This is a genomic window from Shewanella sp. 30m-14 (assembly GCF_052977125.1).
Genome location: NZ_JBRILW010000001.1, coordinates 251,706 through 276,876, shown reverse-complemented (window position 1 = coordinate 276,876; position 25,171 = coordinate 251,706). Strand labels below are relative to the sequence as shown.

Here is a 25,171-nt window from a genome sequence, read left to right as displayed (position 1 = left end):
TGTTGATTAGCTCATTGATTAAAACTTACAAGAAAGGCACTCATCGAGTGCCTTTCATTTAGTATACCTATGCAACTTTAGCTATCTATTAGCTCGTTATTAGCCAGGATAAAAACCTTTAACGCCTGCGGCTATCACTTCAATACCAATAGACAACATTATCAAGCCCATTAAACGGGTGATCACGTTAATGCCAGTATTACCGAGTAATTTAAAAATTATCGGCGCCATTCTAAACAGCAAAAAGCTCAATATACCAAACACTATGATGGAAATTGACATGCCGATAAGGTTTTCTATGCTGCTATGCTCAGCAGAAGAAACAATCACAGAACTGATCGCACCAGGGCCAGCCATTAATGGCAGCGCTAATGGAACTACGGCGACCGAGTCCATAGCCGAGGCTTCTCGTCCCTCTTCCTTGTTCCGTTTAACTTCACCCAATTTACCTTGAAGCATCGACATCGCAATGATGGCAATCAGCGTACCGCCTGCGATCCTAAATGCTGACAACGAAATACTAAACAGATTTAGTATGTGTTGCCCTGCAAATATCGTTACCAGTAAAATCACCACAACAGCGAAGTTAGCAACCTTGGCCGTTTGATTACGTTCAACTTCAGTCTGATGACTGGTTAGGCTCACAAAAACCGGTAATAAACCAAATGGATTAATTATCGCGACTAAGCCGAGAAAAAATTTAACATAGAGTGTTAAATCCAACGTCTTATCCTCAACGCACCCAAGGCGTTATCTGTTCTAAAAAATGTTGCGCTACTCTAACTCATGACCCTAAAAACAAAAAATGAGATTTTCTATCCTGAATCACAACTTTGAATAAAATTTTCTAATTAATTATTCAAAACTCTGACCCAAAACCGCAACAAGAGTTGGTTAAGTTAGTTGTAAAATTACAGATTGCCCCGAAACTGTGGCATTCATCACGGCATAGCCGTGCTTTTGCGTGTAATTTTTCTTCATCAAATGGATTTTAGAGCACCGGAGAATGTTTAGCCAAATACGGTTTGGCTAAATTTTTTCAGGATTGCGATTATGACTGTATCAAATGAGCAAGAACTCAACCTCCTAGTAGATAAAGTGCGAACGGCGCAACTGGCGTTCGCTAACTACTCTCAGGAACAAGTCGATAAGATTTTCAGAGCCGCCGCCCTTGCCGCTGCAGATGCGCGGATCTCCCTTGCCAAGATGGCTGCAAGTGAAACTCAAATGGGAGTCATTGAAGATAAAGTGATTAAAAACCACTTTGCCTCAGAATATATCTATAACAAATATAAAGATGAAAAGACCTGCGGGATCCTATCAGAAGATCCTACATTTGGAACCATCACCATTGCCGAGCCAGTCGGTATTATCTGCGGCATAGTGCCAACAACAAACCCAACTTCTACCGCCATTTTTAAGGCGCTGATCAGCCTTAAGACTCGAAACGGCATTATTTTCTCCCCGCATCCCAGAGCAAAAAATTCAACAACCACAGCTGCACGTATTGTATTAGACGCTGCGGTAGCTGCTGGTGCACCTAAAGATATTATTGGCTGGATAGATGAGCCATCCGTGGCATTATCTAATCAATTGATGACCCATAAAGAGATCAATCTTATTCTTGCGACAGGTGGACCAGGAATGGTAAAAGCCGCCTACTCTTCAGGTAAACCCGCTATTGGTGTCGGCGCAGGTAACACGCCAATTGTCATTGATGAGACAGCTGACATAAAACGTGCAGTCAGTTCTATTTTAATGTCCAAGACCTTCGATAACGGTGTAGTTTGTGCTTCAGAGCAAGCGGTTGTCATTGTAGATGAGGTTTACGAAGCGGTTAAAGAGCGTTTTGCAAGCCATGGCGGTTATATATTAAATGCCGAAGAAACTGCTGCTATGCAAGATGTTATTTTAAAAAATGGTGGGCTAAATGCCGATATCGTTGGTCAAAGCGCCGCGAGTATTGCCAAGATGGCTGCAATAGAGGTGCACCACACCACTAAGGTGCTCATTGGTGAGGTATCTGATATTGATGAAGCTGAAGCTTTTGCCCATGAAAAACTATCACCACTACTTGCTATGTACCGAGCAGCAGATTTTGACGATGCAATGGATAAAGCTGAAGCCTTAGTCACCCTTGGGGGCATTGGGCACACATCGGGTCTGTATACCGATCAAGATACACAAATCGAAAGAGTTAAGGCCTTCGGTTTTAGAATGAAAACCGCGCGCATTTTAATCAATACCCCAGCTTCACAGGGCGGGATTGGCGATCTATATAACTTCAAGCTCGCTCCATCGTTAACCTTAGGTTGTGGCTCTTGGGGTGGTAACTCCATTTCAGAAAATGTCGGCCCGAGCCACTTAATCAATAAGAAAATGGTCGCTAAGAGAGCTGAAAATATGTTGTGGCACAAACTTCCCTCTTCTATTTATTTCCGCCGTGGTAGCTTACCTATCGCTCTAGAAGAGCTCAGCGATAACAAACGTGCGCTTATTGTAACGGATAAATACCTGTTCAATAACGGTTACTGTGATGAGACCATCAAGATTTTAAAAAGCCAAGGGGTTGAAACTGAAGTCTTCTACGAGGTAGAGGCCGACCCAACCATGCAGATCGTTAAACAAGGTGCCAAAGTTGCTCAAAGCTTCCAACCTGACGTCATTATCGCCTTAGGCGGTGGTTCGCCAATGGATGCGGCTAAAATTATTTGGGTAATGTATGAACATCCTGATGTTGATTTTGCCGACTTAGCACTGCGCTTTATGGATATTAGAAAACGTATTTATAAATTTCCTAAATTGGGTAGGAAAGCTAAAATGGTTGCTATACCAACAACATCTGGAACAGGCTCTGAGGTGACTCCTTTTGCCGTAGTAACAGATGAAAAAACGGGTATGAAGTATCCGATTGCCGATTATGAGTTAACCCCAAACATGGCAATCGTTGATCCGAATCTGGTAATGGATATGCCAAAGTCACTCACGGCCTTTGGTGGCATAGATGCGGTGACCCATGCATTAGAGGCATACGTGAGTGTAATGGCTAACGAATATAGCGATGGTCAAGCATTACAAGCACTAGACTTACTGTTTAAGTATCTGCCTGATGCCTATGAACATGGTGCAAATGCGCCAGTGGCTCGCGAAAAAGTACATAATGGTGCAACCATTGCCGGAATTGCGTTTGCCAATGCCTTTTTAGGTATTTGCCACTCTATGGCTCACAAGCTAGGTGCAGAGTTCCATTTAGCCCATGGCTTAGCCAATGCGTTACTTATCACCAATGTGATCCGCTTTAACGCAACAGATTTACCCACGAAACAGGCAGCGTTTAGTCAATACGACAGACCTAAAGCACTCTGTCGTTATGCAAAAATTGCAGAATATTTAAAACTTGAAGGCGCTACAGGCGAAGGCATTAGTGATGAGGAAAAAGTCGAGGCACTGCTTAAAAAAATTGATGAGCTCAAGGAGACGATTGGCATTCCACGCTCGATCCAAGCAGCTGGCGTCAACGAAGCCGATTTTATCGCAAAACTTGACGAGTTAGCAGAAGATGCCTTTGATGACCAATGCACCGGCGCAAACCCGCGCTACCCATTGATTGCCGAACTTAAGCAAGTATTGCTCGCTAGTTATTATGGTACTGATTACACAGACGATTAAACTAAGCTATCAAGTTAGCTTAAGCGCTTAATAACTCATCATAAAAGCCCTCAATCAGGATTGAGGGCTTTTTAGTTACAACTATTTATTAAGCTCACTTATAAAGTGGCCAACATCTGCTTAAATAGGTTAATTTTTTGCTGACTTATTTGCTACTTTTTAGAGCTAACTTAGCCTGCTTACGATAGGCATGCAGTAACGGCTCTGTGTATCCTGACGGCTGTTCAGTACCTTTAAATATTAGGTCACAAGCTGCTTTAAAGGCAATGCCATCAAAATTGGGTGCCATATTGATATACGCAGGATCGAGCGCATTTTGCTTATCAACAACCAGCGCCATCTTTTTAAGCGATGCCATCACTTCTTCTTCAGTACACACGCCATGGTGTAGCCAGTTAGCAAGGTACTGTGATGAAATTCGTAAAGTAGCCCTATCTTCCATCAAACCTACATTATTGATATCAGGCACCTTTGAGCACCCCACTCCCTGATCAATCCAGCGCACAACATAACCTAGAATACCCTGGGCATTATTATCCAGTTCGAATTGCTTTTGCTCAGCACTTAATGCTGTGCCGGGAGCCATTAAGGGAATCGTTAACAAGTCGTCTAGGCTCGCGCGCGAGCGTTGTTTTAACTGATCTTGAACCTCGGCCACATTCACTTGATGGTAATGAGTTGAGTGCAATACCGCGCCATTTGGCGAGGGAACCCATGCAGTGTTCGCCCCCGCCTTTGGGTGACCTATTTTTTGATCTAACATCGCCGCCATTTCATCTGGCATTGGCCACATACCTTTGCCAATCTGCGACCGACCTTGCAAGCCACATTCAAGCCCAATATCAACATTCCAATCCTCATAGGCTGTGATCCAAGCTTGCTGCTTCATAACGGATTTAGCAACGAATGGCCCTGCCAGCATCGATGTGTGAATTTCATCGCCGGTTCTATCTAAAAAGCCTGTATTAATAAACACCACTCGCTCAGATGCTGCTCGTATGCATTCTTTAAGGTTGACAGTTGTTCGGCGCTCTTCGTCCATAATTCCCACTTTAATGGTATTACGAGAAAGCTTGAGTGCATCTTCTATTCGTGTAAATAGCTCACAGGTAAACTGCACCTCTTCTGGGCCGTGCATTTTGGGTTTAACGATATTTACCGATCCCTTACGGCTATTACTTCGCTGGTTGTTATTGCCTTGAAGATCGTGCATCGCTGCAAGTACTGTCACCATGCCGTCTAAAAAGCCTTCTGGCACTTCATCGCCGTTCTTATCTAACACAGCATCTATTGTCATAAGATGACCGACGTTACGAACAAACAACAGACTACGTCCAGGAAGTGTAAGGCGCTCACCGCTGGCGGAGGTATAAACTCTGTCATCATTTAATTGACGAACCATTTCACGGCCATTTTTATTCAGTGTAGCCGTAAGGTTACCTTGCATTAGACCTAGCCAATTACGGTATATTTCAACCTTATCCTCAGCATCAACGGCAGCGACTGAATCTTCACAGTCCATAATGGTCGTCACAGCGGCTTCGACTAAAAGATCTTTTACCCCTGCTAAATCAGTTTTTCCAACCTGATGGTTACTGTCTATTTGGATCTCGATATGCAGGCCATTATTCACAATGAGTACAGCCGTTGGCTTGTCTTCATTTCCTTGGAAACCCGCAAATCGTTCAGGGTTAGCAAGCCCTGTTTGCGTTCCATTCTCAAGCCTGGCTTGTAGACTGTTATTTTCAATAAAATATTGAGTCACAAGGCTATGGGAGCTAATGGCCAAAGGTGCAGCGTTATCTAAGTGGGCCTTAGCAAATGAAATGACCTTAGCGCCACGCACAGGATTATAGTCCTTTGATAGCTCAGCCCCTGCGGTCTGGGGAATGGCATCAGTGCCATAAAGTGCATCATATAAGCTTCCCCAACGAGCATTGGCCGCATTTAACGCAAAACGTGCATTTTTAACCGGCACAACTAACTGTGGTCCAGCTTGTTTTGCGATCTCATGATCTACATTTTCAGTACTAATTTTAAAAGGGCAGCCTTCTTCGACCAAATAACCAATGTCAAAGAGAAAGCTTTTATATTCAGCGAATATTTGTGCCGTATTGGGATTAGAGATCGTAGAGCTTGTTTGTTGAAGTGTGTCTGCATGCTCGTGATGACAGTGACCGCGATGCCATTCATCAATCTGTAACTGTAACTGCTCTCGCTTAGCCAATAATCCACGATTAATCGGGCCAAGATCATTGACGAGCTCTTCAAATTTATTCCAGAAGTTGGTTGAGTTGATCCCTGTTCCGGGGCAGATCTCTTTGTCTACGAGCTCCCAAAGTTCTTTCGCTACTTGTAGGCCGCCAACTTGAATACGTGCTGTCATAATTTGCCCTTTTTCTCTGATTTATCAGGCCATCTATCCCTGTATATGAGTTATTGTCAGTTCAATATGGCCAGTTCAATGCTTCCTTTATCCGTGTCTGCGGATTGTTATTCCTACTCAAAACCTTGTCAGGGCATTAAGAAACACGCTCTATGATTACTCACCCTATACTAGAACAGCTTAATTTATCTAATTTATCGTTTCTATTCTGACTATTCACCAAAGTTATTTAAAATGCACTTTTGGAGTAATAAAACATCAGTAAAGTACTTTAGTGTCTTAAAGCAAATTGCCTCGCCCAAAGCTGTCTGCCGTCTGTGTGATAAGTTTGCGCATCCACTTATGTGCAGGGTTGTGCTGTAATAAAGGGCTCCAGGCCATAGTTAACGCTATAGGCTGAATAATAAAGGGCGGTGGCACGATGCAAACACGGTCATTATTCTCATGTTGCTTTGCCATTTTACTTGGTATGGTTGCGATCAAATCTTGTTGTTCTGCCAACAAACAGGCCGCTTGATAGTGACGAGTAAATACGGTGATCCTTCTCTGTACCCCTATCCGAGTTAATGCTTCATCAACCCAACCTAAGCGCTGCACATCACCGGGATCCATTCCTACACCAACCCCCATACCCGTTTTACTGACCCAGACATGATTAGCTTTTAAGTAACTGTCTAGCGAAAACTTTTCGAGTACTGGATTTGTTTTACTAATCAGACAACTAAAGTCATCACTCCAGAGCACTTTTTGATGAAATGACTGAGGAATACTGTCAAACCGGTTAATCACCATATCGACTCGACCTTGTTCAACATCAGGAAAGCTGACGTCACTTGGAGTCATAATATCTAAGATAACATTTGGCGCTTCGGTTCGAAGCCGAGCAATAAGTGGCGGGATCAGTGTCGCTTCTGCGTAGTCACTTGCCATCACACGAAAGACTTGCTCACTTTCTGCAGCATTAAATTCAGCTCTAGGTTGAACTGCTTTTTCTAAGCCAATAATCAGCTCACTAATTGTCGGTTGTAACTCCTGTGCTCGCTCAGTTGGCGTCATGCCTTGGCTTGTACGTATGAGCAACGGATCATCAAATAGCGTTCGTAACCTTTTTAGTCCATTACTCATAGCTGGTTGGCTTATTCCTAGCTGATCCGCCGCCCTTGTAACATTTCGTTCACGTAGTAAAACATCCAAATAAACTAATAAATTCAAATCAATACGAGATATATTCATAAGGTAAATACCGAAAATAGAAACTATAAATTAGACTTATTTAAGCAAATCTAACTAATATTTTCAACGTAATCAATCGCCGCTAATCATATTGTTAAAGGAATAGACACATGACAAATTACAGATCAAACATCGATGAAGCTGCTACCTTGATTAATGCTGAAGGTAGTACTTGGAACGCAATTAACCCTGAGTCTGTAGCCCGTATGCGTCTACAAAATCGTTTTCAAACTGGTTTAGATATTGCGAAGTACACAGCAAAAATAATGCGTGAAGACATGGAAAACTACGACAAGGACTCATCGCAGTACACTCAGTCGTTAGGTTGTTGGCACGGATTTATTGCTCAGCAGAAAATGATTTCTATTAAAAAACATCTACTGACGACAAAGCGTCGTTACCTTTACCTTTCTGGCTGGATGGTTGCAGCGCTTCGCAGCGAGTTTGGTCCATTGCCAGATCAGTCTATGCACGAAAAGACCTCTGTCGCTGCGTTAATTAAAGAGCTATACACTTTCCTTCGTCAAGCCGACGCTCGTGAACTAGGTGGCCTATTTCGTCAACTAGACGCCGCTAACGCAAGTGATAAAGCAGCAATTCAAGCTAAAATTGATAACTTTGAAACTCACGTTGTGCCGATCATCGCCGATATTGATGCAGGTTTTGGTAACGAAGAAGCCACTTACCTGATGGCTAAGCAGATGATTGAGGCGGGTGCCTGCTGTATTCAGTTAGAAAACCAAGTATCAGACGTGAAGCAATGTGGCCACCAAGACGGCAAGGTAACCGTGCCTCATGTTGAATTTCTCGCTAAAATTAATGCCGTTCGTTACGCATTCCTTGAACTAGGTATCGATGATGGCGTGATCGTTGCTCGTACCGACTCTTTAGGTGCAGGTCTTACCCAGAAGATTGCCGTCACAAGTGAGGCTGGAGATTTAGGTGATAAGTACAACTCTTTCCTAGAAGTTGAAGCGGTTAATCCAGCTAATCTCGCCAACGGTGACGTTGTATTCCAGCAAAACGGTAAGCTTGTTAAGCCTGCACGTCTTCCTAACGGATTATTTAAATTCCGTGCAGGGACAGGTGAAGAGCGCTGTGTACTTGATTGTATTACCTCGCTACAAAATGGTGCCGATCTGCTATGGATTGAAACAGAGAAGCCTCATGTAGCTCAAATCGGTGCAATGGTTAATAAGATCCGCGAGACGGTGCCAAATGCAAAACTTGTTTATAACAACTCACCTTCGTTTAACTGGACGCTAAACTTCCGTCAGCAGGTATTCGATAGCATGAACGATGCAGGACAAGACGTATCAGCTTATGACCGTGACAAGCTAATGAGCGTTGATTACGACAATACTGAACTTGCGGTACAAGCCGATGAGAAAATTCGTACCTTCCAGTCAGATGCTGCTCGCGAAGCGGGTATTTTCCATCACTTGATTACGCTACCGACTTACCATACTGCAGCGCTTTCAACTGACAACTTAGCCAAAGAGTACTTTGGTGACCAAGGAATGCTAGGTTATGTGGCGAACGTACAGCGTAAGGAGATCCGTCAAGGTATCGCCTGTGTTAGACACCAAAACATGGCCGGCTCTGATATGGGTGATGATCACAAAGAGTACTTCTCTGGCGACCAGGCACTGAAAGCATCGGGTAAAGATAACACCATGAACCAATTTAGCTAAGCTGTCATTATGGCAATCAGTTTTTGAAGTGGACTAGATTGCTAATATGAGCTAATTATGAAAGGCCTGCTGATAGCAGGCCTTTTTATTTTGACGCGATCCAAATCAAGGTTTTTGCTGTTATCAGGCACAACATCAGCAGTTCAATCAAAAATATAGAACCCTAATATTTTGTTATTTGATTAGTAATAGTTAAATATATGTGATAAATCTATTTGCCAATCAATTTATTTCACTCCTATTTATACTCAAGAATACGCTAGCAACATTCAGAACATACGGCGGCAAAAGAAAAACTAAAACACAGCTTGAACATATGTACAGTAACGGCATCCAGAACTGTGATGGCAACTCTTGTTAGCAGCTGACTCACATGCCTATCCACTCCAGTATTGCCAACTGAAAACGTGATCACATTAACACTTCAACGAACTTGTATCACAATGTATCACTTGTAACTTGTTAGCCGCAGGTTTGATCGTTAACCTTGCGCGCTTTACATATATTGAGCTTTAAAAGATGCTTCAGACACGAAAATCCTGCCTTCCAGCAAAAGATTCTGGCTTTACCTTGATAGAGTTGGTGGTCGTCATCGTTATTATGGGGATTATCAGCGTTGTTGCTACCAGCAAATTTATCGATTTTAGCCGTGATGCTCAAGTTACACAGCTACAAGGTATTGCCGCAGAACTCAGTGCCCAAAATCAATTGGTTTACAGTAAAAGCACTATAGATAACATTGAACGACTTAAAGGCTGTAGTTACCAGTGTGGAGGCAATGAAAACTGGGACGTATTGGTGGGTGAATACTTTGTCGATGTTTCTGGGACTCGACTATATGTCAGTTTAGGTTATCCATTAGCACCCTTATCCTCTAGCGACATCGTCAACCAAAACTATCGTATCGCCTTTGGCTTACCCGCATCAGAGTTTGTTTTCACCAGTGTACCGAGACACATATCGGCAACGGCTATTGTTCCAATAAAGTGGCAAGAAAAGCTCAGGGATATAACAGCTGGGAAGTTTGAATGCCATGTTGAATATAGCTCGCCAACCCTAATACGTGACTATAGCGTTCGAGTATATGATAAAGACTGCTAGAAACCGCTCTTAAGTTATTCTTTCAAACAAAAAGCCAGAATTAAATTCTGGCTTTTTGTTTATCAAAAATCCGCTAGAGGCTTACTTATTCTCTGTCCAGCGGTCCATCCAACCCAATACGTTGGCATACCATTGCTCAAGGTTGTCAGGATTCAAAATCCAGTGGTTTTCATCAGGGTAAATTAATAGTTCTGATGGAATACCATTGCGCTGCATATAAGTGAAAGCAGCAAGACCTTGACCATACGGTACGCGGAAGTCTTTTTCACCGTGGATCACTAGCATTGGCGTCTTCCAGTTCTCGACATAGTTAACTGGGTTAAATTTCTCATACAGCTCTTTGTTCTTGTCATAAGTACCGCCAAACTCGAACTCAGGGAACCATAGCTCTTCGGTAACATAATACATAGAACGCATATCAAACAAACCAGCGTGGTTGACTAGACACTTAAAGCCGTCATTCCAGTTACCTTGGATCCAGTTCATCATGTAACCGCCATAAGAACCACCTAGCGCACAAGCGTTATCAGCATCTAACCATTTTTGCTGCTTAGTGACAGCTGCTAGGCCTTTTTGCAGATCTTCAAGCGGCTTGCCGCCCCAATCCTGAGTAATTGAATCGGTAAACGCTTGACCGTACCCCGTAGAACCATGGAAATCGATCATCACTACGCCATAACCAGCACCAGCCCATAACTGTGCATTCCAGCGACTGCTGAACGAGTTACCGAATGACCCTTGTGGACCACCGTGGACTAGGAAAGCGATAGGATATTTTTCACCCGCCTTGTAGTTTGAAGGCTTAATCCAGTAACCGTAAACCTCTTCGTTATTCCAGCCTTTAAAGCTAAATTGCTGGTATTCACCAAATTTAATCTCAGCGAGTTTGTCTTTATTGACATCTGTTAAACGATTAAGGTTTTGACCATCAAGGTTAATCGTATAAAGATCGCCTGGCTCTACGAGTGATTTATGACTAAAGATAATCTTGTCGTTATTCACGCCCACAATGCTGTTACTACCTTCATTGTAGATAGTTTTAACATCACCAAATTGGGTGTTCACTTCAAAGATTGATACCTGACCAAGATCTTGTGCGGTAACGTATAACGTCTTGTTGTCTTTACCAAATGCCAAAGAGCTTGGGCTACGATCCCAAAGTGGTGCAACTTCTTTTTCTTGGCCTGTTACCGTGTCGCGCAGCATGATGCGGTAACGGTCAGCTTCAAAACCCGGTTTTGTCATGGCGAAATACGCTAAATAACGACCATCAGCAGAATACGTAGGGTGTGCATCCCATGCCTTATTCGCTTCAGTTAGGTTCTTAGCCTCACCACCAGCAACGCTCACTTGCCATAAATCGTAGTTAGTGATCCAAGCTTGATCTTTACCTGGTGCCTTTGCACTGTAAACCACGTGCTTACCATCAGGTGTAAATGTAACCTCTTCCATACCAGAGAACGGCTTCGGCGGTGTTTCAGTATCAAGGCCGGCTGTCACATCTACAGCTGTTGACACTTTCTCACCATTTACATTCTCACCATTTAACTGGGCCACAAACAGGTGGCTTCTTGAATGATCGCTCCACGTATCCCAGTGACGCACCATAAGCTGCTTATATTCACGCCCAGTAGTGTCACGCTCCGCTTCTGCTGTGAACTTATCTTTAGAACAAGCAAGATCCTTACACTCAGGGAACACACGCATGTTTACAACAGCTTGCTGACCATCTTGCGATAATTTAAAGCCTTCAACATCGAGAGGAAAATCAGTTACCTGAACGGCTTCACCACCATCGAGTGCTAATTTATAGATCTGACTTGAACCATCACGTGCCGCTAAAAAGTAAATGCTGTTGTCATTTGGACCAAATGTAACGCTATGCTCGGTACCCGCTGCACTGGTTAACTGTTTTACTTGAGCAGTGGTAGAGCTTAAATCTTGCAGATAAAGGTCAGTCGTCGCCTCACCTTCTGCATCAATATTTTTCACGGCATAAACAATTTTAGTGCCGTCATTTGACAGTGCCGCCGAATGCAGCTTATTCATTTTAACTAAATCTTGAACGGTAAAAGGCGTAGGTGTTGCGGCTTGTGCGCTAAAAACCATGCCTGCAGACGCAAGCGCCATTATGATTGCAGTTTTTTTCATCATTATAATCTTATTTTTATAGTTAAAAGATGTAAGTGTTCAATTTGTGATTGATTTTGCCGACTAAAACTAGGCAGCATGTTTTGCTAGATGTCCGACACATTAGCCAAAATAAATGGCTTAAGCAATACGCCTAAGCCATTATTATTAAGGGGATATAAAAAATTACACTAGCATTATCACCACTAGAATAACCCGTCAGTAAACTATTAACCTGACTCAATTCGCTAGGTGGTTAACGAAACTTATGTCCTCTAGTTTGTCGTCACGGACGAATGTTGAGTGTTAACTCAACATTAGCCTTCTAACTTGACCTTCCAGATAGCAGGCCCAGTTTCATGTGCATTTACGCCTTCAGAGTCAACAGCTACCGTTACAGGCATATCTTTAACGTCAAACTCATAAATCGCTTCCATACCTAAGTCTTCAAACGCCACAACACGCGCTTTCTTAATCGCCTTAGAAACAAGGTAAGCAGCGCCGCCTACAGCCATTAAGTAACATGATTTATGTTGTTTAATCGATTCAACGGTTGCAGGACCACGTTCAGCTTTACCAATCATGCCCATTAGGCCCGTTTTATCAAGCATCAGGTCAGTAAACTTATCCATACGTGTTGCAGTAGTTGGGCCAGCTGGACCCACAACTTCATCGCCAACAGGATCAACAGGGCCAACGTAATAAATAAACTTGCCTTTAAAATCGACGCCTTCTGGCAGACCTTCGCCGCTTTCAATTAAGCTTTGAATTCGTTTATGTGCCGCATCTCGACCGGTCAACATCTTACCGTTAAGCAATAAAGTATCACCGCTCTGCCACTGCTCCATTTCAGCTTGAGTGACAGTGTTTAAATCAACACGGCGTACACTCTCGCCCACTTCCCAGGTAATTTCAGGCCAATCAGCTAGTGACGGGGGAGTCAATTCAGCAGGACCTGTGCCATCTAAGTGGAAATGAACATGACGAGTTGCAGCGCAGTTTGGGATCATCACTACAGGTTTTGATGCCGCATGAGTTGGCGCAGATTTAATCTTAATATCAAGTACCGTTGTCACACCGCCAAGCCCTTGCGCGCCAATACCTAACTTGTTTGAGCGTTCAAAAATCTCTAAACGAAGTTTTTCATCTGTTGTTTCGGCGCCGCGCGCCTGTAGTTCATGAATATCAACAGGATCCATTAATGACTCTTTTGCCATAACCGCGGCTTTTTCTGCTGTACCACCGATACCGATACCCAGCATACCTGGTGGACACCAACCCGCTCCCATTGTTGGAAGGGTTTTCTCTACCCAAGCGGCAATATCATCAGACGGATTTAGCATCGCCATTTTGGACTTATTTTCAGAGCCACCGCCTTTGGCTGCAATGGCCACATCAACATGGTTACCAGGCACCATTTCAACGTGTACAACTGACGGTGTATTGTCTTTAGTGTTCTTACGGCCACCAGCAGGATCGGCAACAATTGATGCACGCAGCGGGTTATCAGGATTGGTATACGCGCGGCGTACGCCCTCATCAACCATTTCTTGAACAGTTAAGTCCGTTTTATCCCATTGCACACCCATACCGATTTTGACAAAACATGTCACAATACCGGTATCTTGGCAAAGCGGACGTTTACCTTCTGCAGACATACGAGAATTGATAAGAATTTGGGCGATTGCATCTTTAGCCGCTGTACTTTGCTCACGTTCGTAAGCATCGTTCATCGCATCGATAAAATCTTTTGGGTGATAATAAGAGATATATTGTAGGGCATCAGCAACGCTTTCAATGAGATCGGCTTGCTTGATTACAGGGACTTCTTTGCTCACAGACACTTCCTTTTTTATCAGACACTTATTTAATCGGCTGAAATCACATCAGCTTTTGTGATGTATGAATGACTCCAGTCACCATTAACGCTCACGTGTTTTGTTTTTATTACTTGTGTAAGCAATATGATACTCTTTCGCGACTTTGAGTTAAACATCACATTTTAGATAGGGTTAATAGATGAACACATTGGCGCAAAATGCAGTTTTTTCTAAGCGTCTTGATTGGAATTTAAGCACTACTGAATTATTTGAGTATTTTTCAGATTTACCTTGGGCTATTTTACTCGACTCCGCGAATGCCAATCACATTGATGCTAAATTCGATGTGATCTGCGCCGAGCCTGTAGCCACCATAGTAAACCATGGTCAATCAACTACTATTACTCGCTCAACGAACAGACAGCCGCTGTTTGCGTTTGATAAGCACCACGTAAGTGATGATACAAACCAGATAGCAATAAATCAGACAGCAATCAATGTAATGCAATCTGTATCGAGTCACGATCCTTTTGTGCTATTAAATGATTTATTAACAGAATACTATCCTACGCAAAAACGCAGCCCCTTCATCTTTAGTGGCGGGCTGATGGGCAGTTTTAGTTACGATCTTGCTCGGTGCATTGAAAACCTACCCGACATTGCGAAAAACGATACTTCGCTACCAGAGATGAATCTAGGGTGTTACGACTGGGCGCTGATTTTTGACTATAAAACCCAAAACTGGCAACTGGTTCATTATCAATCGCAACACGCTTTAGAAGCACTTGAACTGAGATTAAATCAGCTAATTGCAACCGGTTCATTAAATAAAGCCATTCAAAAGCATACAGGTCGTAAACTTAAAGGCCAGCAAGATAGCCCTACCATTAATGAGCCTTTTAAACTTAACGGCCAATGGTGTAATCAGCTTTCTGAACAGGCATATAAACAGAAATTCGCTCAGGTGCAGGCCTATCTACTTAGTGGCGATTGTTATCAAATTAACCTAACTCAACGTTTTAGTGCCTTGTATACGGGTAATGAATGGCAGGCTTATAAAGCATTGCGCGAGAGTAATAGTGCTCCCTTTTCAGCGTTTATTCGTTTAAAGAGCCACGCACTACTTTCCATCTCTCCAGAGCGTTTTATTCAGCACAAACAGGGTGAGGTTCAAACCAAGCCGATTAAAGGTACCTTGCCAAGAAGTGCTGATCCTCGCCGTGATAATGAGCTTGCCGCTCAACTACAGGCTTCAGAAAAAGATCGGGCTGAGAATGTAATGATTGTCGATCTTCTTCGTAATGACATTGGTAAAGTAGCAACCCCTGGCAGTGTTGCTGTACCTCACTTATTTGAGGTTGAAAGCTTTCCTGCAGTTCATCACCTTGTTAGCACCGTTACCGCGAGACTTAAACCCGAACTCAATCCTACCGATCTATTAAGGGCCTGTTTTCCTGGTGGTTCGATAACAGGTGCCCCAAAAATTAGAGCGATGTCTATTATTGAAGAGCTTGAACCCTCTAGGAGAAGTCTCTATTGTGGTTCTATAGGCTATATAAGCCAAGACGGTACTATGGATACCAGCATCACTATCCGCACTTTAGTTGCGCAAAGGGACAATGCCACGGCTCTGACTCCTCATAACGGGACTTATAACAGTGTTCAGGGAATAATGCATTGCTGGGCTGGAGGCGGTATCGTCGCTGATTCAGAGGTCGATGCTGAGTATCAGGAGAGTTTTGATAAAATCAGCCGTATATTGCCCGTTCTTGCTAACTTAAACCGTTAATAAGTCGGATATTAACACTCCGTTAAGGAGTCATCGTAAAGGACAAATTATGGATCTGGTGGAGTTTAGGCTCAGGTACACTCTTAATGCTTTACCAGATCTTGATTTAATAGAGTTAGATCACGACCTTCGTCAAGCCGCGGTACTAATCGCCTTGTATGAAGTCAATAATCGACTCGAGCTTATATTGACCCGTAGACCCACACACCTTCGCGCCCACCCAGGGCAGATTAGTTTTCCTGGCGGCAAAGTTGAGCAATCAGATGCAAGCTATCAAGCAACGGCATTACGAGAGGCCGAAGAGGAGATTGGTTTACTCAGCAACAATGTGGAGGTGATTGGTGCTCTCCCGCCCCATAAAACCTTTACGGGTTTTGAGATCACCCCCTTTGTCGGCATCGTTAAACAAACATTTACGCCTATTATTGATCCCGGGGAGGTTGATGAGTATTTCACTGTGCCGCTGACTTTTTTAATGCAGGCTTATAACCGCCATACACAAAGGTTTAGCCGTAAGGGTATTCTCTACCCTGTTCACTTTATTCCCTATAAGCAGCATTTTATTTGGGGAGCGACTGCTGCGATGATCGACCTCCTTTGTCGGCAACTTAGCACCAGAGCGGAACGTTAATTTTTATACAGAGGCTGCATCTATGCTTCAAAACCTAAGGCTCGCTACATTTATCTAGACTTCTCTAAGCTTCTCTACATGATAAACATTCTGAATCTTAAGCTCTTTATACCTAAAGCTTGCTAATATCTATAGCGCATTAAATCTAAATAGAACATAGCGACAACAGTTTAAAATGAAAGCCGTAACCTTCTACACGACAAAGCGAATGTATAAACCCGCCGCTAACGAGCACAAAAATAACAAAGGGATGTTTACCCACCAGCTAATATGGCTCTGACGTGAAATATACAAGTTAAACCCCATATTGATAAAACTCACTGCCGCACAGACCCAAATAATATGCTCAAGGAGCACCGTTTGTGTCGGGTCCCATTCAAATCGTACGGATGCACCATGACTTTGATAGTATCCAATTGCCGTATCAGGCCGAGCCTTATCAAAAATCATTAGTGCATAAATCGCCAATGACCAGCCGATAATCGATAGCGCCGACAGGATAAACTGAAACAATTTTGTTCTATTCATGCTTACTATCCTTAGTTTTTGTCATGATTGTCGTCAGAATAACAATTTAGGTACGAAGATACCCTACTTTCCACTTGAGAAAAGCGTTTATACAGGTAATATAAACCTCCAAATTATTTACAAAAACGTTTCGTTGGAGAACTAAGCAACAATGAGCATTACATCTGTCGCTTCTGTGTTTAAAGGTGACTTTGCGATCGGTTCGCAAATCACAGTGCGTGGTTGGGTAAGATCCCGCCGCGATTCTAAAGCTGGGATCTCATTTCTAGCTGTTTATGACGGTTCATGTTTCGACCCTATCCAGGGTGTTGTGCCGAATAATCTAGAAAATTACACCAACGAAGTGTTAAAGCTTACTGCTGGTTGCTCTGTCGTGATGACAGGTGAAGTTGTTGAGTCTCCAGGTAAAGGTCAAGCGTTTGAAATGCAAGTGACCAACATTGAGGTTGCTGGCTGGGTTGAAGATCCAGACACATACCCAATGGCTGCTAAGCGCCACTCAATTGAGCATTTACGTGAGCTTGCACACCTACGTCCGCGCACTAACATTATTGGTGCAGTTGCACGAGTACGTAACTGCTTATCACAAGCTATCCACCGCTTTTATAACGAGCAAGGCTATATCTGGGTATCAACGCCACTAATCACAGCTTCTGATACCGAAGGTGCTGGTGAGATGTTCCGTGTTTCTACTCTAGATCTTGAAAACCTACCTCGTAACGATAAAGGCACAGTTGATTACGGCGAAGATTTCTTTGGTAAAGAGTCGTTCCTAACGGTATCGGGTCAGCTTAATGCTGAAACTTACGCGTGTGCACTATCAAAGGTTTATACCTTTGGTCCTACATTCCGTGCTGAGAACTCAAATACTAGCCGTCACTTAGCTGAATTTTGGATGGTTGAACCTGAAGTGGCTTTCGCCAATCTAGATGACGCCGCTAAGCTTGCTGAAGATATGCTTAAGTATTGCTTTAAAGCCGTTCTTGAAGAGCGCCGTGATGATCTTGAGTTCTTCGCTCAACGTGTTGAGAAAACAGCTATTGAGCGCTTAGAAGCATTTGTAAGCAGCGACTTTGCTCAAATCGATTACACTGATGCGATCGAAATTCTTAAAGCGTGCGACAAAGACTTTGAGTATGACGTTGAATGGGGTATCGACTTACATTCAGAGCACGAACGCTACCTTGCTGAAGAGCACTTCAAAGCGCCTGTTGTTGTTAAAAACTACCCGAAAGACATTAAAGCCTTCTACATGCGCTTAAATGACGACGGTAAAACAGTTGCTGCAATGGACGTATTGGCGCCAGGTATTGGTGAAATCATCGGTGGTGCACAGCGTGAAGAACGTTTAGATGTACTTGATGCACGCCTTGCTGAAATGGAACTTAGCCAAGAAGACTACTGGTGGTATCGCGACCTACGTCGTTATGGCACAGTACCTCATGCTGGATTCGGCCTAGGTTTCGAGCGTTTGGTCTCTTATGTTACTGGTGTTTCTAACATCCGTGACGTGATCCCATTCCCACGCTCTCCAAAGTCTGCAAACTTCTAAGCTAACTGCTTAGAAAAAATAGCGCAGATTTACGCTTAAAAAAAAGCCTCTCATTTGAGAGGCTTTTTTACGATGTAAATACCTGTTCATTTTTCATTCATTACTGTCAACTAAAATACCGCGGATACCCGACAAAACAAATCAAAGCCAACTAAAATATAGCCCACTGAAATAAAGTCGACTGAATCAAAGACCACTGGAATAAACTCTACTAGCGCACTGCCAACTAAAACATGTTCTACTAATAAATCGTCGACTTACACTGACACTTTACAGCCCTCAAATGCAACAATTCGTTGACAAACCTCCAGCAAAAACAAGCTCCCACAGATGAATCAATCACTTAAAATCAGCCAGATTGTTAATATCTTGTCAGATATTGCACCTAGAATAAGCGTGACATAGATCACACACCATGGCGTTACGGGTCATTTTGTCCCTATTAGTTATATTTTAATGATCTAGCTCAAGTGAGCCAAAACTGGTCTGTGTAGTATGGCTCAAAGGTCGGCAAAGTTTGACGCACATCAACAATAACTCGCTTTTTGTGGCCTAAACTGGTTTTCGTTGAACACATTCCTTATAAATTAAAAAGGTTTAACCATGGAAACACATGAAGCCCTTTATCAACAAGGTTTGGCGCGAATAGAGCAACTTCGTAAGCTAGAGCCTCGAAATGGTGAAACGCTACAGCAAAAAATGGAACAAAACGGCATCACTCGCCGTGACTTCATGAAATGGAGTGCAGCTGTAACAGCAATGCTCGCCCTGCCACTGCCTTTTAGTACCTTAGTAGCAGAAGCGGCAGAACTGGCAGATAGAGTGCCGCTCATTTGGTTACATATGGCTGAGTGTACTGGCTGTTCTGAATCTCTTATTCGAACCGATACCCCTAATTTAGATACATTAATCTTCGATTACGTTTCTCTTGAATACCACGAAACATTAATGGCTGCAGCCGGTTGGCAAGCAGAAGAGAATCTTGAGCATGCACTTGAGGCCTATAAAGGTAACTACTTACTGGCGGTTGAAGGTGCGATACCGACGGCAAATAATGGTGCTTATTTAACGGTTGGTTGTAAAGGCCACACTGGGATGCACATTGTTAAAGAAGCAGCAGAAGGCGCTGCCGCCATTATATCTGTCGGCACCTGCGCAGCTTTTGGAGGCGTTCAAGCCGCAGCCCCTAATCCTACTGGGGCAAAAGGCGTTTATGAAGTGGTTGATAGAACCGTCATCAACTTAGGTGGTTGTCCACCAAGTGAAAAGAACATTGTCGGTACACTGATGTACTTCATTATGTTTGGCAAGCTGCCTGCACTTGATATGTTCAATCGTCCTAAGTGGGCATACGGCGCTCGAGTACATGATAACTGTGAACGTCGAGGTCGATTTGATGCTGGTGAATTTGTTGAGGAGTTTGGCGATCAAGGCGCTAAAGATGGCTACTGCTTATATAAGGTTGGCTGCAAAGGCCCATACACCTATAACAACTGTCCGACAGAAAGATTTAATCACCATACGAGCTGGCCAGTGCTTGCAGGTCACGGCTGTATTGGTTGCTCTGAGCCCAACTTTTGGGACGAAATGGCTGACTTTGAACAACCCTTGGGAAGGCAAGAATTGCATAGCCTTGATGCCACTGCAGACACTGTAGGTGCGGTCATTTTAGGTGCAACTGTTGTCGGAATTGGCGCACATGCTGTAGCCAGTATTTTTGCCAAACCTGAAGAGGAATAATCATGAGCAAACGTGTAGTCATAGATCCAATCACTCGTATTGAAGGACACTTACGAGTCGAAGTCGAAGTCGACGAAAACAATGTTATTACCAAAGCGTGGTCATCATCTACATTATGGCGTGGTATTGAGGTGATCCTCAAAGGCCGCACGCCTATGGACGTCGGCTTAATCGTACAGAGAATTTGTGGTGTATGTACCTATTCACATTATCGCTGTGGTACTGAAGCCGTTGAAAATGCACTAGGCGTGCAGATCCCGCTAAATGCAAAGTATCTTCGTAGCTTAATGCAAACATCACTGTACATGCACGACCATATTGTCCATTTCTATCACCTTCATGGTTTAGATTGGGTCGATGTTGTCTCAGCACTGAGCGCAGACCCAGCATTGGCAGCTCAAGAAGCGTTAAAGTATACCGAGAATCCTATCGCAGCGGGCGAAGGTGATCTCAGAGCCGTACAAGAGCGCGTTGCAGGCCTTGTTGAAACAGGAAAATTGGGACCTTTTGCCAATGCATATTGGGGCAACGGTACCTATAGGTTTACACCAGAGCAGAATCTAATCGCCCTATCTCACTACCTTAAAGCGCTAGAAGTTCAACGTGTTGCCGCTGAGATGCTGGCCATATTTGGCGGGAAATCACCTCACCCACAATCTGTTGTCGTCGGTGGCGTCACCTCTGTACGTGACATGCTGAGCCCAGCTCGTTTACAAGAGTGGAAGCAGAAGCATGAGTTCGTTAATGATTTCATCATTCGTGCATACAAGGCGGACATTGTTATGGCCGCTGCGGCCTTTGGTACTGAACCTAGTGTGCTAGGTGGCGTTAATATAACAAACTTCCTCGCGACTGATGACTTCTTACTAGGTGACGGTCAATACCTGTTTAATCAGGGCGTTATCATGAACGGCGATCTTGCTAACGTGAGCGACTTAGACCCTCAGCAAATAGAAGAAGATGTTACCCATGCTTGGTACAAAGCCGATGCGCCGCAGCACCCATACGATGGGACTACAATTCCTGACTATACCGGCTTTGTTGAAAGAGAAACTGTCTATGGCAAATTGCCGACAATTGATGGCGATGGTAAATACTCCTGGGTTAAGTCTCCACGATATAACGGCGAGCCAGTTGAAGTCGGACCGTTAGCCTGTTTATTAGTGAGTTATGCTCGAGGTAATCCCGTTGTCGTCGATGCAGTAAATGATTTACTAGAAACAACGGGCTTGCCTGTTGAAGCGTTATTCACAACGCTCGGCCGCACCGCAGCACGTATGTTGCAAACGGTAATCGTTGCACAAGAAGGCCTTAAAACCTTCGATGCCATGTTAACCAATATGCTGTCAGATGAAACGACTTACGTGAAACCGGAGATCGATTCAAGCAAAGAGTACGTGGGTCATGCCATGATCGAAGCGCCGCGAGGAATGCTCAGTCACTGGATCCGAATTAAAGATGGCAAAGTTGAAAACTATCAAGCGGTAGTACCAACGACTTGGAATGCCGGGCCCATTGATGCCGAAGGAAAAATGGGACCGTATGAAGCCTCGCTTATTGGCTTACAGCTTGAAGATCCAACCAAACCTTTAGAGGTTATCCGCATAATTCACTCATTTGATCCTTGTATGGCGTGCGCAGTGCATGTCATGGACTACAAAGGGCAAAACCTCGGTGAATTTAAAATTGATCCCAACGGATTCTAATCAAGGGGGATAACATGGCAACTCAATCTGCGCTCTACCAAAGGGAACTGATTTTTGGTGCTGCGATAAGAATATTCCACTGGCTAAGAGCCTTAGCCATTTTTGTACTCATTGTCACTGGTTTTTATATTTCCTGGCCATTTTTAGTCGCGCCAGAAAGTTCTGACATATTAGTGCAAGGGTATATTCGTGCTGCTCACCAGATCTTTGGCTTTTTGTTAGTCGCGATAACAATAGTGCGCGCTTACCTGTTCTTTTTTGGTAAGAGTGATATCGAGCGTCGTTCGTTTAAAGATGTCATGAGTGTAAAAAGCTGGATCACTCAGCTTAAGTCTTACCTTTGGATGGGACATTTAGACAAAGCTGGGGTTTATGGTCCGCTGCAGTTCGTGACTTACTTTGCAATATCAGTGGTTGCATTGCTGATCAGCATTACAGGCCTAGTCTTATATGCCAATGTATATCACGAAGGTCTAGGTGGTTTACTTGCGCCAATGGCTAATTGGTTAACGGCTTTGATGGGTGGATTAGCACCAGTACGAATTTGGCACCACTACCTTACCTGGGTATTTATCATCTTTGTGGTAATACACGTGTATATGGCAGTTTGGTCAGGCATTCGATTTAAGCATAACTCTGTCGACTCTATTGTCTCAGGCTACGATTACCATAAGAAAAAATAAAAGGAAAACATGAAGATATTGCTACTTGGTATTGGCAATGTCCTGTACGCCGATGAGGGCATCGGCGTACATTTCGTCAATTATATCCAAGAAAACTATCGTTTCCACCACCCCGTAGATCAACTCGACTTACTCGATGGTGGAACACTTGCCCAAGGACTCATTCCAACACTGTGTAAATATGACTATCTCATCGTCGTTGATACAGTAAACGCGAACGGTGTTGCCCCAGGAGAAGTCTATTTTTTCGATTTTGATAAAGCACCGCCTGAAATTGATTGGCAAGGCAGTGCCCATGAAGTTGAAATGCTACAAACCCTGATCATGATGGATATGGTTGGCGACAGACCAAAAACCTTTGTGTTAGGTGTAACACCCACAGTACTTGAACCTATGACTCTTGGATTGACGGCACAGATCCAGGCTGCGGTGCCTTTGATGGAACAAACCTTAATGCGTCATATGGACTCTCTAGGATTCACTCACCAACGCATTGCACACATTGATATCAACAGCCTTATTCCCGATTCCTACAAACGTGGCTTAACTTCAGATGAAGAATATTAGATTTGAGTTTAATTGTACCCGAGAAGTGCCCTTTTATGGGCACCTCTGTAATCAATACCTACAAAATGATCAATATGATGTAACCATAGGAAAACACGATAATCTTTACTATATTGAGGCGCAAGGTGAGCAGGCACAACTTGAACAACTAGCCGATGCCATCGCTCAAGACTTCTTGATTTCAGCGTGGCTTGTAAAGCCTCAAATCATTGTAATTGACAGCCCTGTTGGCACTAAAAAACTCCTTCCAGCGGCAAAACTTGAACTTGAGTATTGTCAGCATTGCCAACCTCAGTTTGGCGATAACCAAGCTGCACACTTTGGAAACATTGGATTTAATTGCCCCTGTTGTCAGGCTCACACCCGGATCTCTCCTGTCCAGCAAGCTGTTTCTTTAAGTGATGCTAAAGCCTTAGTGAAAAAACTTGATATGCTAGGTGCAATAGCACTGCCCCACGCTAGCATGAGCGATAATATTAACAATAATGTTGGCGATAACATTAGCAAGAGTATTGGCGCTAGTATTATCGAAAGTATTGGTGCTGGCCCTATTATTAGTTTTAATCCTATCGCAAATGCGCCGTTAGACACTCGCCAACAATTGGTGATCTGCAACCCAAATAATCTACATGCACATTTTTGTGTTAACGATAGCCAAATACTTGCACTCTCAAGTATCGAAAAACCATTGATTAAAGCTCGACCTATCCACAACCACCCTCGACTAAACCAACCCTTATATGAAATCAGTTTTGCAAACTCACGCTTATTGTTGGTTATCTGCGAAATTCTTAGACAACAAGGTGTCGATTACCTTTATATCGCTAACAGCACTCATCCCAAGATTGCCATGGTTGAAGCAAAATGGTCGCTTATTCAAACACCAGCATCAAACCACGCACAAATTTTTGATGCAGTGCGTCAACCTTTACATGATGATGCCGTGGCTGGTCATTACAAAGCTCTTTGGCGTGATAAACAGATTGAAATCAGCTCTAATCACCCCAGCATTAATCTAACCAACATTAATGAAGGCGAAACAAATAAAGACAATGCAATTACAGCGGTAAGTAGTGCTGCTAGTTGTGCACTTCATAGCGCGACCATCTCTGAGAAAAAACCTAAGTGCGTGGCTGCTTTGTTTTTTAGTCAAACAAGTACGAGTCAAATAGTTTCTTTAGATGGCAAACAACAGCTTGAATTATTTTTTGAATTTCCAAGCATGCCTGACAACGGCTACGACATAGTGCATCAGCTTGAGTTATCACCGCAAAAGCCCTTATTGGATAAATTTAAAACTCAATATCCTGATGATTACTTGAAACTGTTGTCGTTAAAACTTGCCAAGCCTACCAACAATATTGAGTCTTTATGGGCCATTGCTGCCGTTTTTCTTGGCGCAGCAAGTCAAATACAAGCAACTCAGCCAAGTCACAGTGCGCCATTAAGCAAAACGGCTCTTTTAACTAAAACTGCACTTTGTGACTTTGTCGTTGCTCGCGCTATGTGCCACAAAGGAGCAAATGCGCCTAGAATTGATTTTCCTCTAACCAGAGGCGAAGCATTTAGAAGTCTAAACTGGTGTAAAACATTGGGCACGATTATCAGCTTTAGGCTCGCTGAAGCGGATAATATCGATAAACTTGCTTTTGGTATGCACGATTCTTTTGCTGATTATATTTGTAATTGGATTGAGCACTTAGATCAAAATATCAGCATTAAGTCAGTGGTGATCGCAGGCAGTAGTTTTGCCAATGAAGTTTTGGCCGAAAGGGTCGCTCTACGACTGGGTAAAAACTTTAATCTCAATACTAATACGCTAATGGATCTTGATGGACTAAACCTTGCTGCTGGTGCTTTGTACCTTAAACAGCGTAGACACTAAGTACACATATCATGACTGCAAAACAAGACTGAATAATAGCACTGGCTAACATAGATA

The 25,171-nt window shown here is 43.4% G+C and carries 17 protein-coding genes; 11 read left to right on the top strand and 6 right to left on the bottom strand.

Annotation, left to right across the window (positions count from 1 at the left end; translation table 11 throughout):
- Positions 1–99 precede the first annotated feature (99 nt).
- Complete coding sequence (locus ACVBIU_RS01210; RefSeq protein ID WP_447159193.1) at positions 100–723, bottom strand: YchE family NAAT transporter; 624 nt, start codon at positions 721–723, stop codon at positions 100–102.
- Positions 724–1,053: 330 nt separating this feature from the next.
- On the opposite strand from ACVBIU_RS01210, the gene adhE reads away from it, so the two are divergent.
- Positions 1,054–3,669 carry a bifunctional acetaldehyde-CoA/alcohol dehydrogenase gene (gene adhE / locus ACVBIU_RS01205; protein WP_447162779.1) on the top strand — a complete coding sequence of 872 codons (2,616 nt, stop codon included), beginning with the start codon at positions 1,054–1,056 and terminating at the stop codon, positions 3,667–3,669.
- A gap of 145 nt (positions 3,670–3,814) precedes the next feature.
- On the opposite strand, the gene ACVBIU_RS01200 is transcribed toward adhE, so the two are convergent.
- Both ACVBIU_RS01200 and ACVBIU_RS01195 read right to left on the bottom strand, forming a co-directional pair.
- Positions 3,815–6,055 (bottom strand): malate synthase G, encoded by a 2,241-nt coding sequence (locus ACVBIU_RS01200; protein WP_447162780.1) that lies wholly within the window; start codon positions 6,053–6,055, stop codon positions 3,815–3,817.
- A 279-nt stretch (positions 6,056–6,334) separates the two neighbouring features.
- Complete coding sequence (locus ACVBIU_RS01195; RefSeq protein WP_447162781.1) at positions 6,335–7,288, bottom strand: LysR family transcriptional regulator; 954 nt, start codon at positions 7,286–7,288, stop codon at positions 6,335–6,337.
- Between the two features lie 110 nt (positions 7,289–7,398).
- Here ACVBIU_RS01195 and ACVBIU_RS01190 point away from each other — a divergent pair, with 110 nt between their 5' ends.
- Both ACVBIU_RS01190 and ACVBIU_RS01185 read left to right on the top strand, forming a co-directional pair.
- Positions 7,399–8,982 carry an isocitrate lyase gene (locus ACVBIU_RS01190; RefSeq protein WP_447159189.1) on the top strand — a complete coding sequence of 528 codons (1,584 nt, stop codon included), beginning with the start codon at positions 7,399–7,401 and terminating at the stop codon, positions 8,980–8,982.
- A 519-nt stretch (positions 8,983–9,501) separates the two neighbouring features.
- Positions 9,502–10,083 carry a prepilin-type N-terminal cleavage/methylation domain-containing protein gene (locus ACVBIU_RS01185; protein WP_447162782.1) on the top strand — a complete coding sequence of 194 codons (582 nt, stop codon included), beginning with the start codon at positions 9,502–9,504 and terminating at the stop codon, positions 10,081–10,083.
- Between the two features lie 81 nt (positions 10,084–10,164).
- On the opposite strand, the gene ACVBIU_RS01180 is transcribed toward ACVBIU_RS01185, so the two are convergent.
- Both ACVBIU_RS01180 and ACVBIU_RS01175 read right to left on the bottom strand, forming a co-directional pair.
- On the bottom strand, positions 10,165–12,234 hold the full coding sequence (locus ACVBIU_RS01180) for a prolyl oligopeptidase family serine peptidase (RefSeq protein WP_447162893.1): 2,070 nt from the start codon (positions 12,232–12,234) through the stop codon (positions 10,165–10,167).
- Between the two features lie 296 nt (positions 12,235–12,530).
- The gene (locus ACVBIU_RS01175; RefSeq protein WP_447162783.1) at positions 12,531–14,051 is read right to left on the bottom strand and encodes a fumarate hydratase; all 1,521 of its coding nucleotides are present in this window, start codon (positions 14,049–14,051) and stop codon (positions 12,531–12,533) included.
- 181 nt (positions 14,052–14,232) lie between these two features.
- Between ACVBIU_RS01175 and pabB the strand changes: the two genes are divergently transcribed.
- Together pabB and ACVBIU_RS01165 are read left to right on the top strand one after the other, a co-directional pair.
- On the top strand, positions 14,233–15,822 hold the full coding sequence (gene pabB / locus ACVBIU_RS01170; RefSeq protein ID WP_447162784.1) for an aminodeoxychorismate synthase component I: 1,590 nt from the start codon (positions 14,233–14,235) through the stop codon (positions 15,820–15,822).
- Between the two features lie 49 nt (positions 15,823–15,871).
- Positions 15,872–16,453, top strand: a complete 582-nt coding sequence (locus ACVBIU_RS01165) for a CoA pyrophosphatase (protein WP_447162785.1) — start codon at positions 15,872–15,874, stop codon at positions 16,451–16,453.
- 192 nt (positions 16,454–16,645) lie between these two features.
- Here ACVBIU_RS01165 and ACVBIU_RS01160 read toward each other — a convergent pair whose 3' ends face one another.
- Positions 16,646–16,981, bottom strand: a complete 336-nt coding sequence (locus ACVBIU_RS01160; protein WP_447159184.1) for a hypothetical protein — start codon at positions 16,979–16,981, stop codon at positions 16,646–16,648.
- 151 nt (positions 16,982–17,132) lie between these two features.
- Between ACVBIU_RS01160 and asnS the strand changes: the two genes are divergently transcribed.
- The 6 genes from asnS to ACVBIU_RS01130 all read left to right on the top strand — a co-directional run bounded on the left by asnS (position 17,133) and on the right by ACVBIU_RS01130 (position 25,114).
- Positions 17,133–18,533 (top strand): asparagine--tRNA ligase, encoded by a 1,401-nt coding sequence (gene asnS, locus ACVBIU_RS01155; protein WP_447162786.1) that lies wholly within the window; start codon positions 17,133–17,135, stop codon positions 18,531–18,533.
- A 603-nt stretch (positions 18,534–19,136) separates the two neighbouring features.
- Complete coding sequence (gene hyaA, locus ACVBIU_RS01150; protein ID WP_447159182.1) at positions 19,137–20,273, top strand: nickel-dependent hydrogenase small subunit; 1,137 nt, start codon at positions 19,137–19,139, stop codon at positions 20,271–20,273.
- A gap of 2 nt (positions 20,274–20,275) precedes the next feature.
- Positions 20,276–21,979 carry a nickel-dependent hydrogenase large subunit gene (gene hyaB, locus ACVBIU_RS01145; RefSeq protein WP_447162787.1) on the top strand — a complete coding sequence of 568 codons (1,704 nt, stop codon included), beginning with the start codon at positions 20,276–20,278 and terminating at the stop codon, positions 21,977–21,979.
- A 14-nt stretch (positions 21,980–21,993) separates the two neighbouring features.
- On the top strand, positions 21,994–22,662 hold the full coding sequence (gene cybH / locus ACVBIU_RS01140; protein WP_447159180.1) for a Ni/Fe-hydrogenase, b-type cytochrome subunit: 669 nt from the start codon (positions 21,994–21,996) through the stop codon (positions 22,660–22,662).
- A 9-nt stretch (positions 22,663–22,671) separates the two neighbouring features.
- Positions 22,672–23,229 carry a HyaD/HybD family hydrogenase maturation endopeptidase gene (locus tag ACVBIU_RS01135; RefSeq protein WP_447159179.1) on the top strand — a complete coding sequence of 186 codons (558 nt, stop codon included), beginning with the start codon at positions 22,672–22,674 and terminating at the stop codon, positions 23,227–23,229.
- The gene (locus ACVBIU_RS01130; RefSeq protein WP_447162788.1) at positions 23,216–25,114 is read left to right on the top strand and encodes a Kae1-like domain-containing protein; all 1,899 of its coding nucleotides are present in this window, start codon (positions 23,216–23,218) and stop codon (positions 25,112–25,114) included. Before ACVBIU_RS01135 ends, ACVBIU_RS01130 begins: the two co-directional genes overlap by 14 nt.
- Positions 25,115–25,171 lie beyond the last annotated feature (57 nt).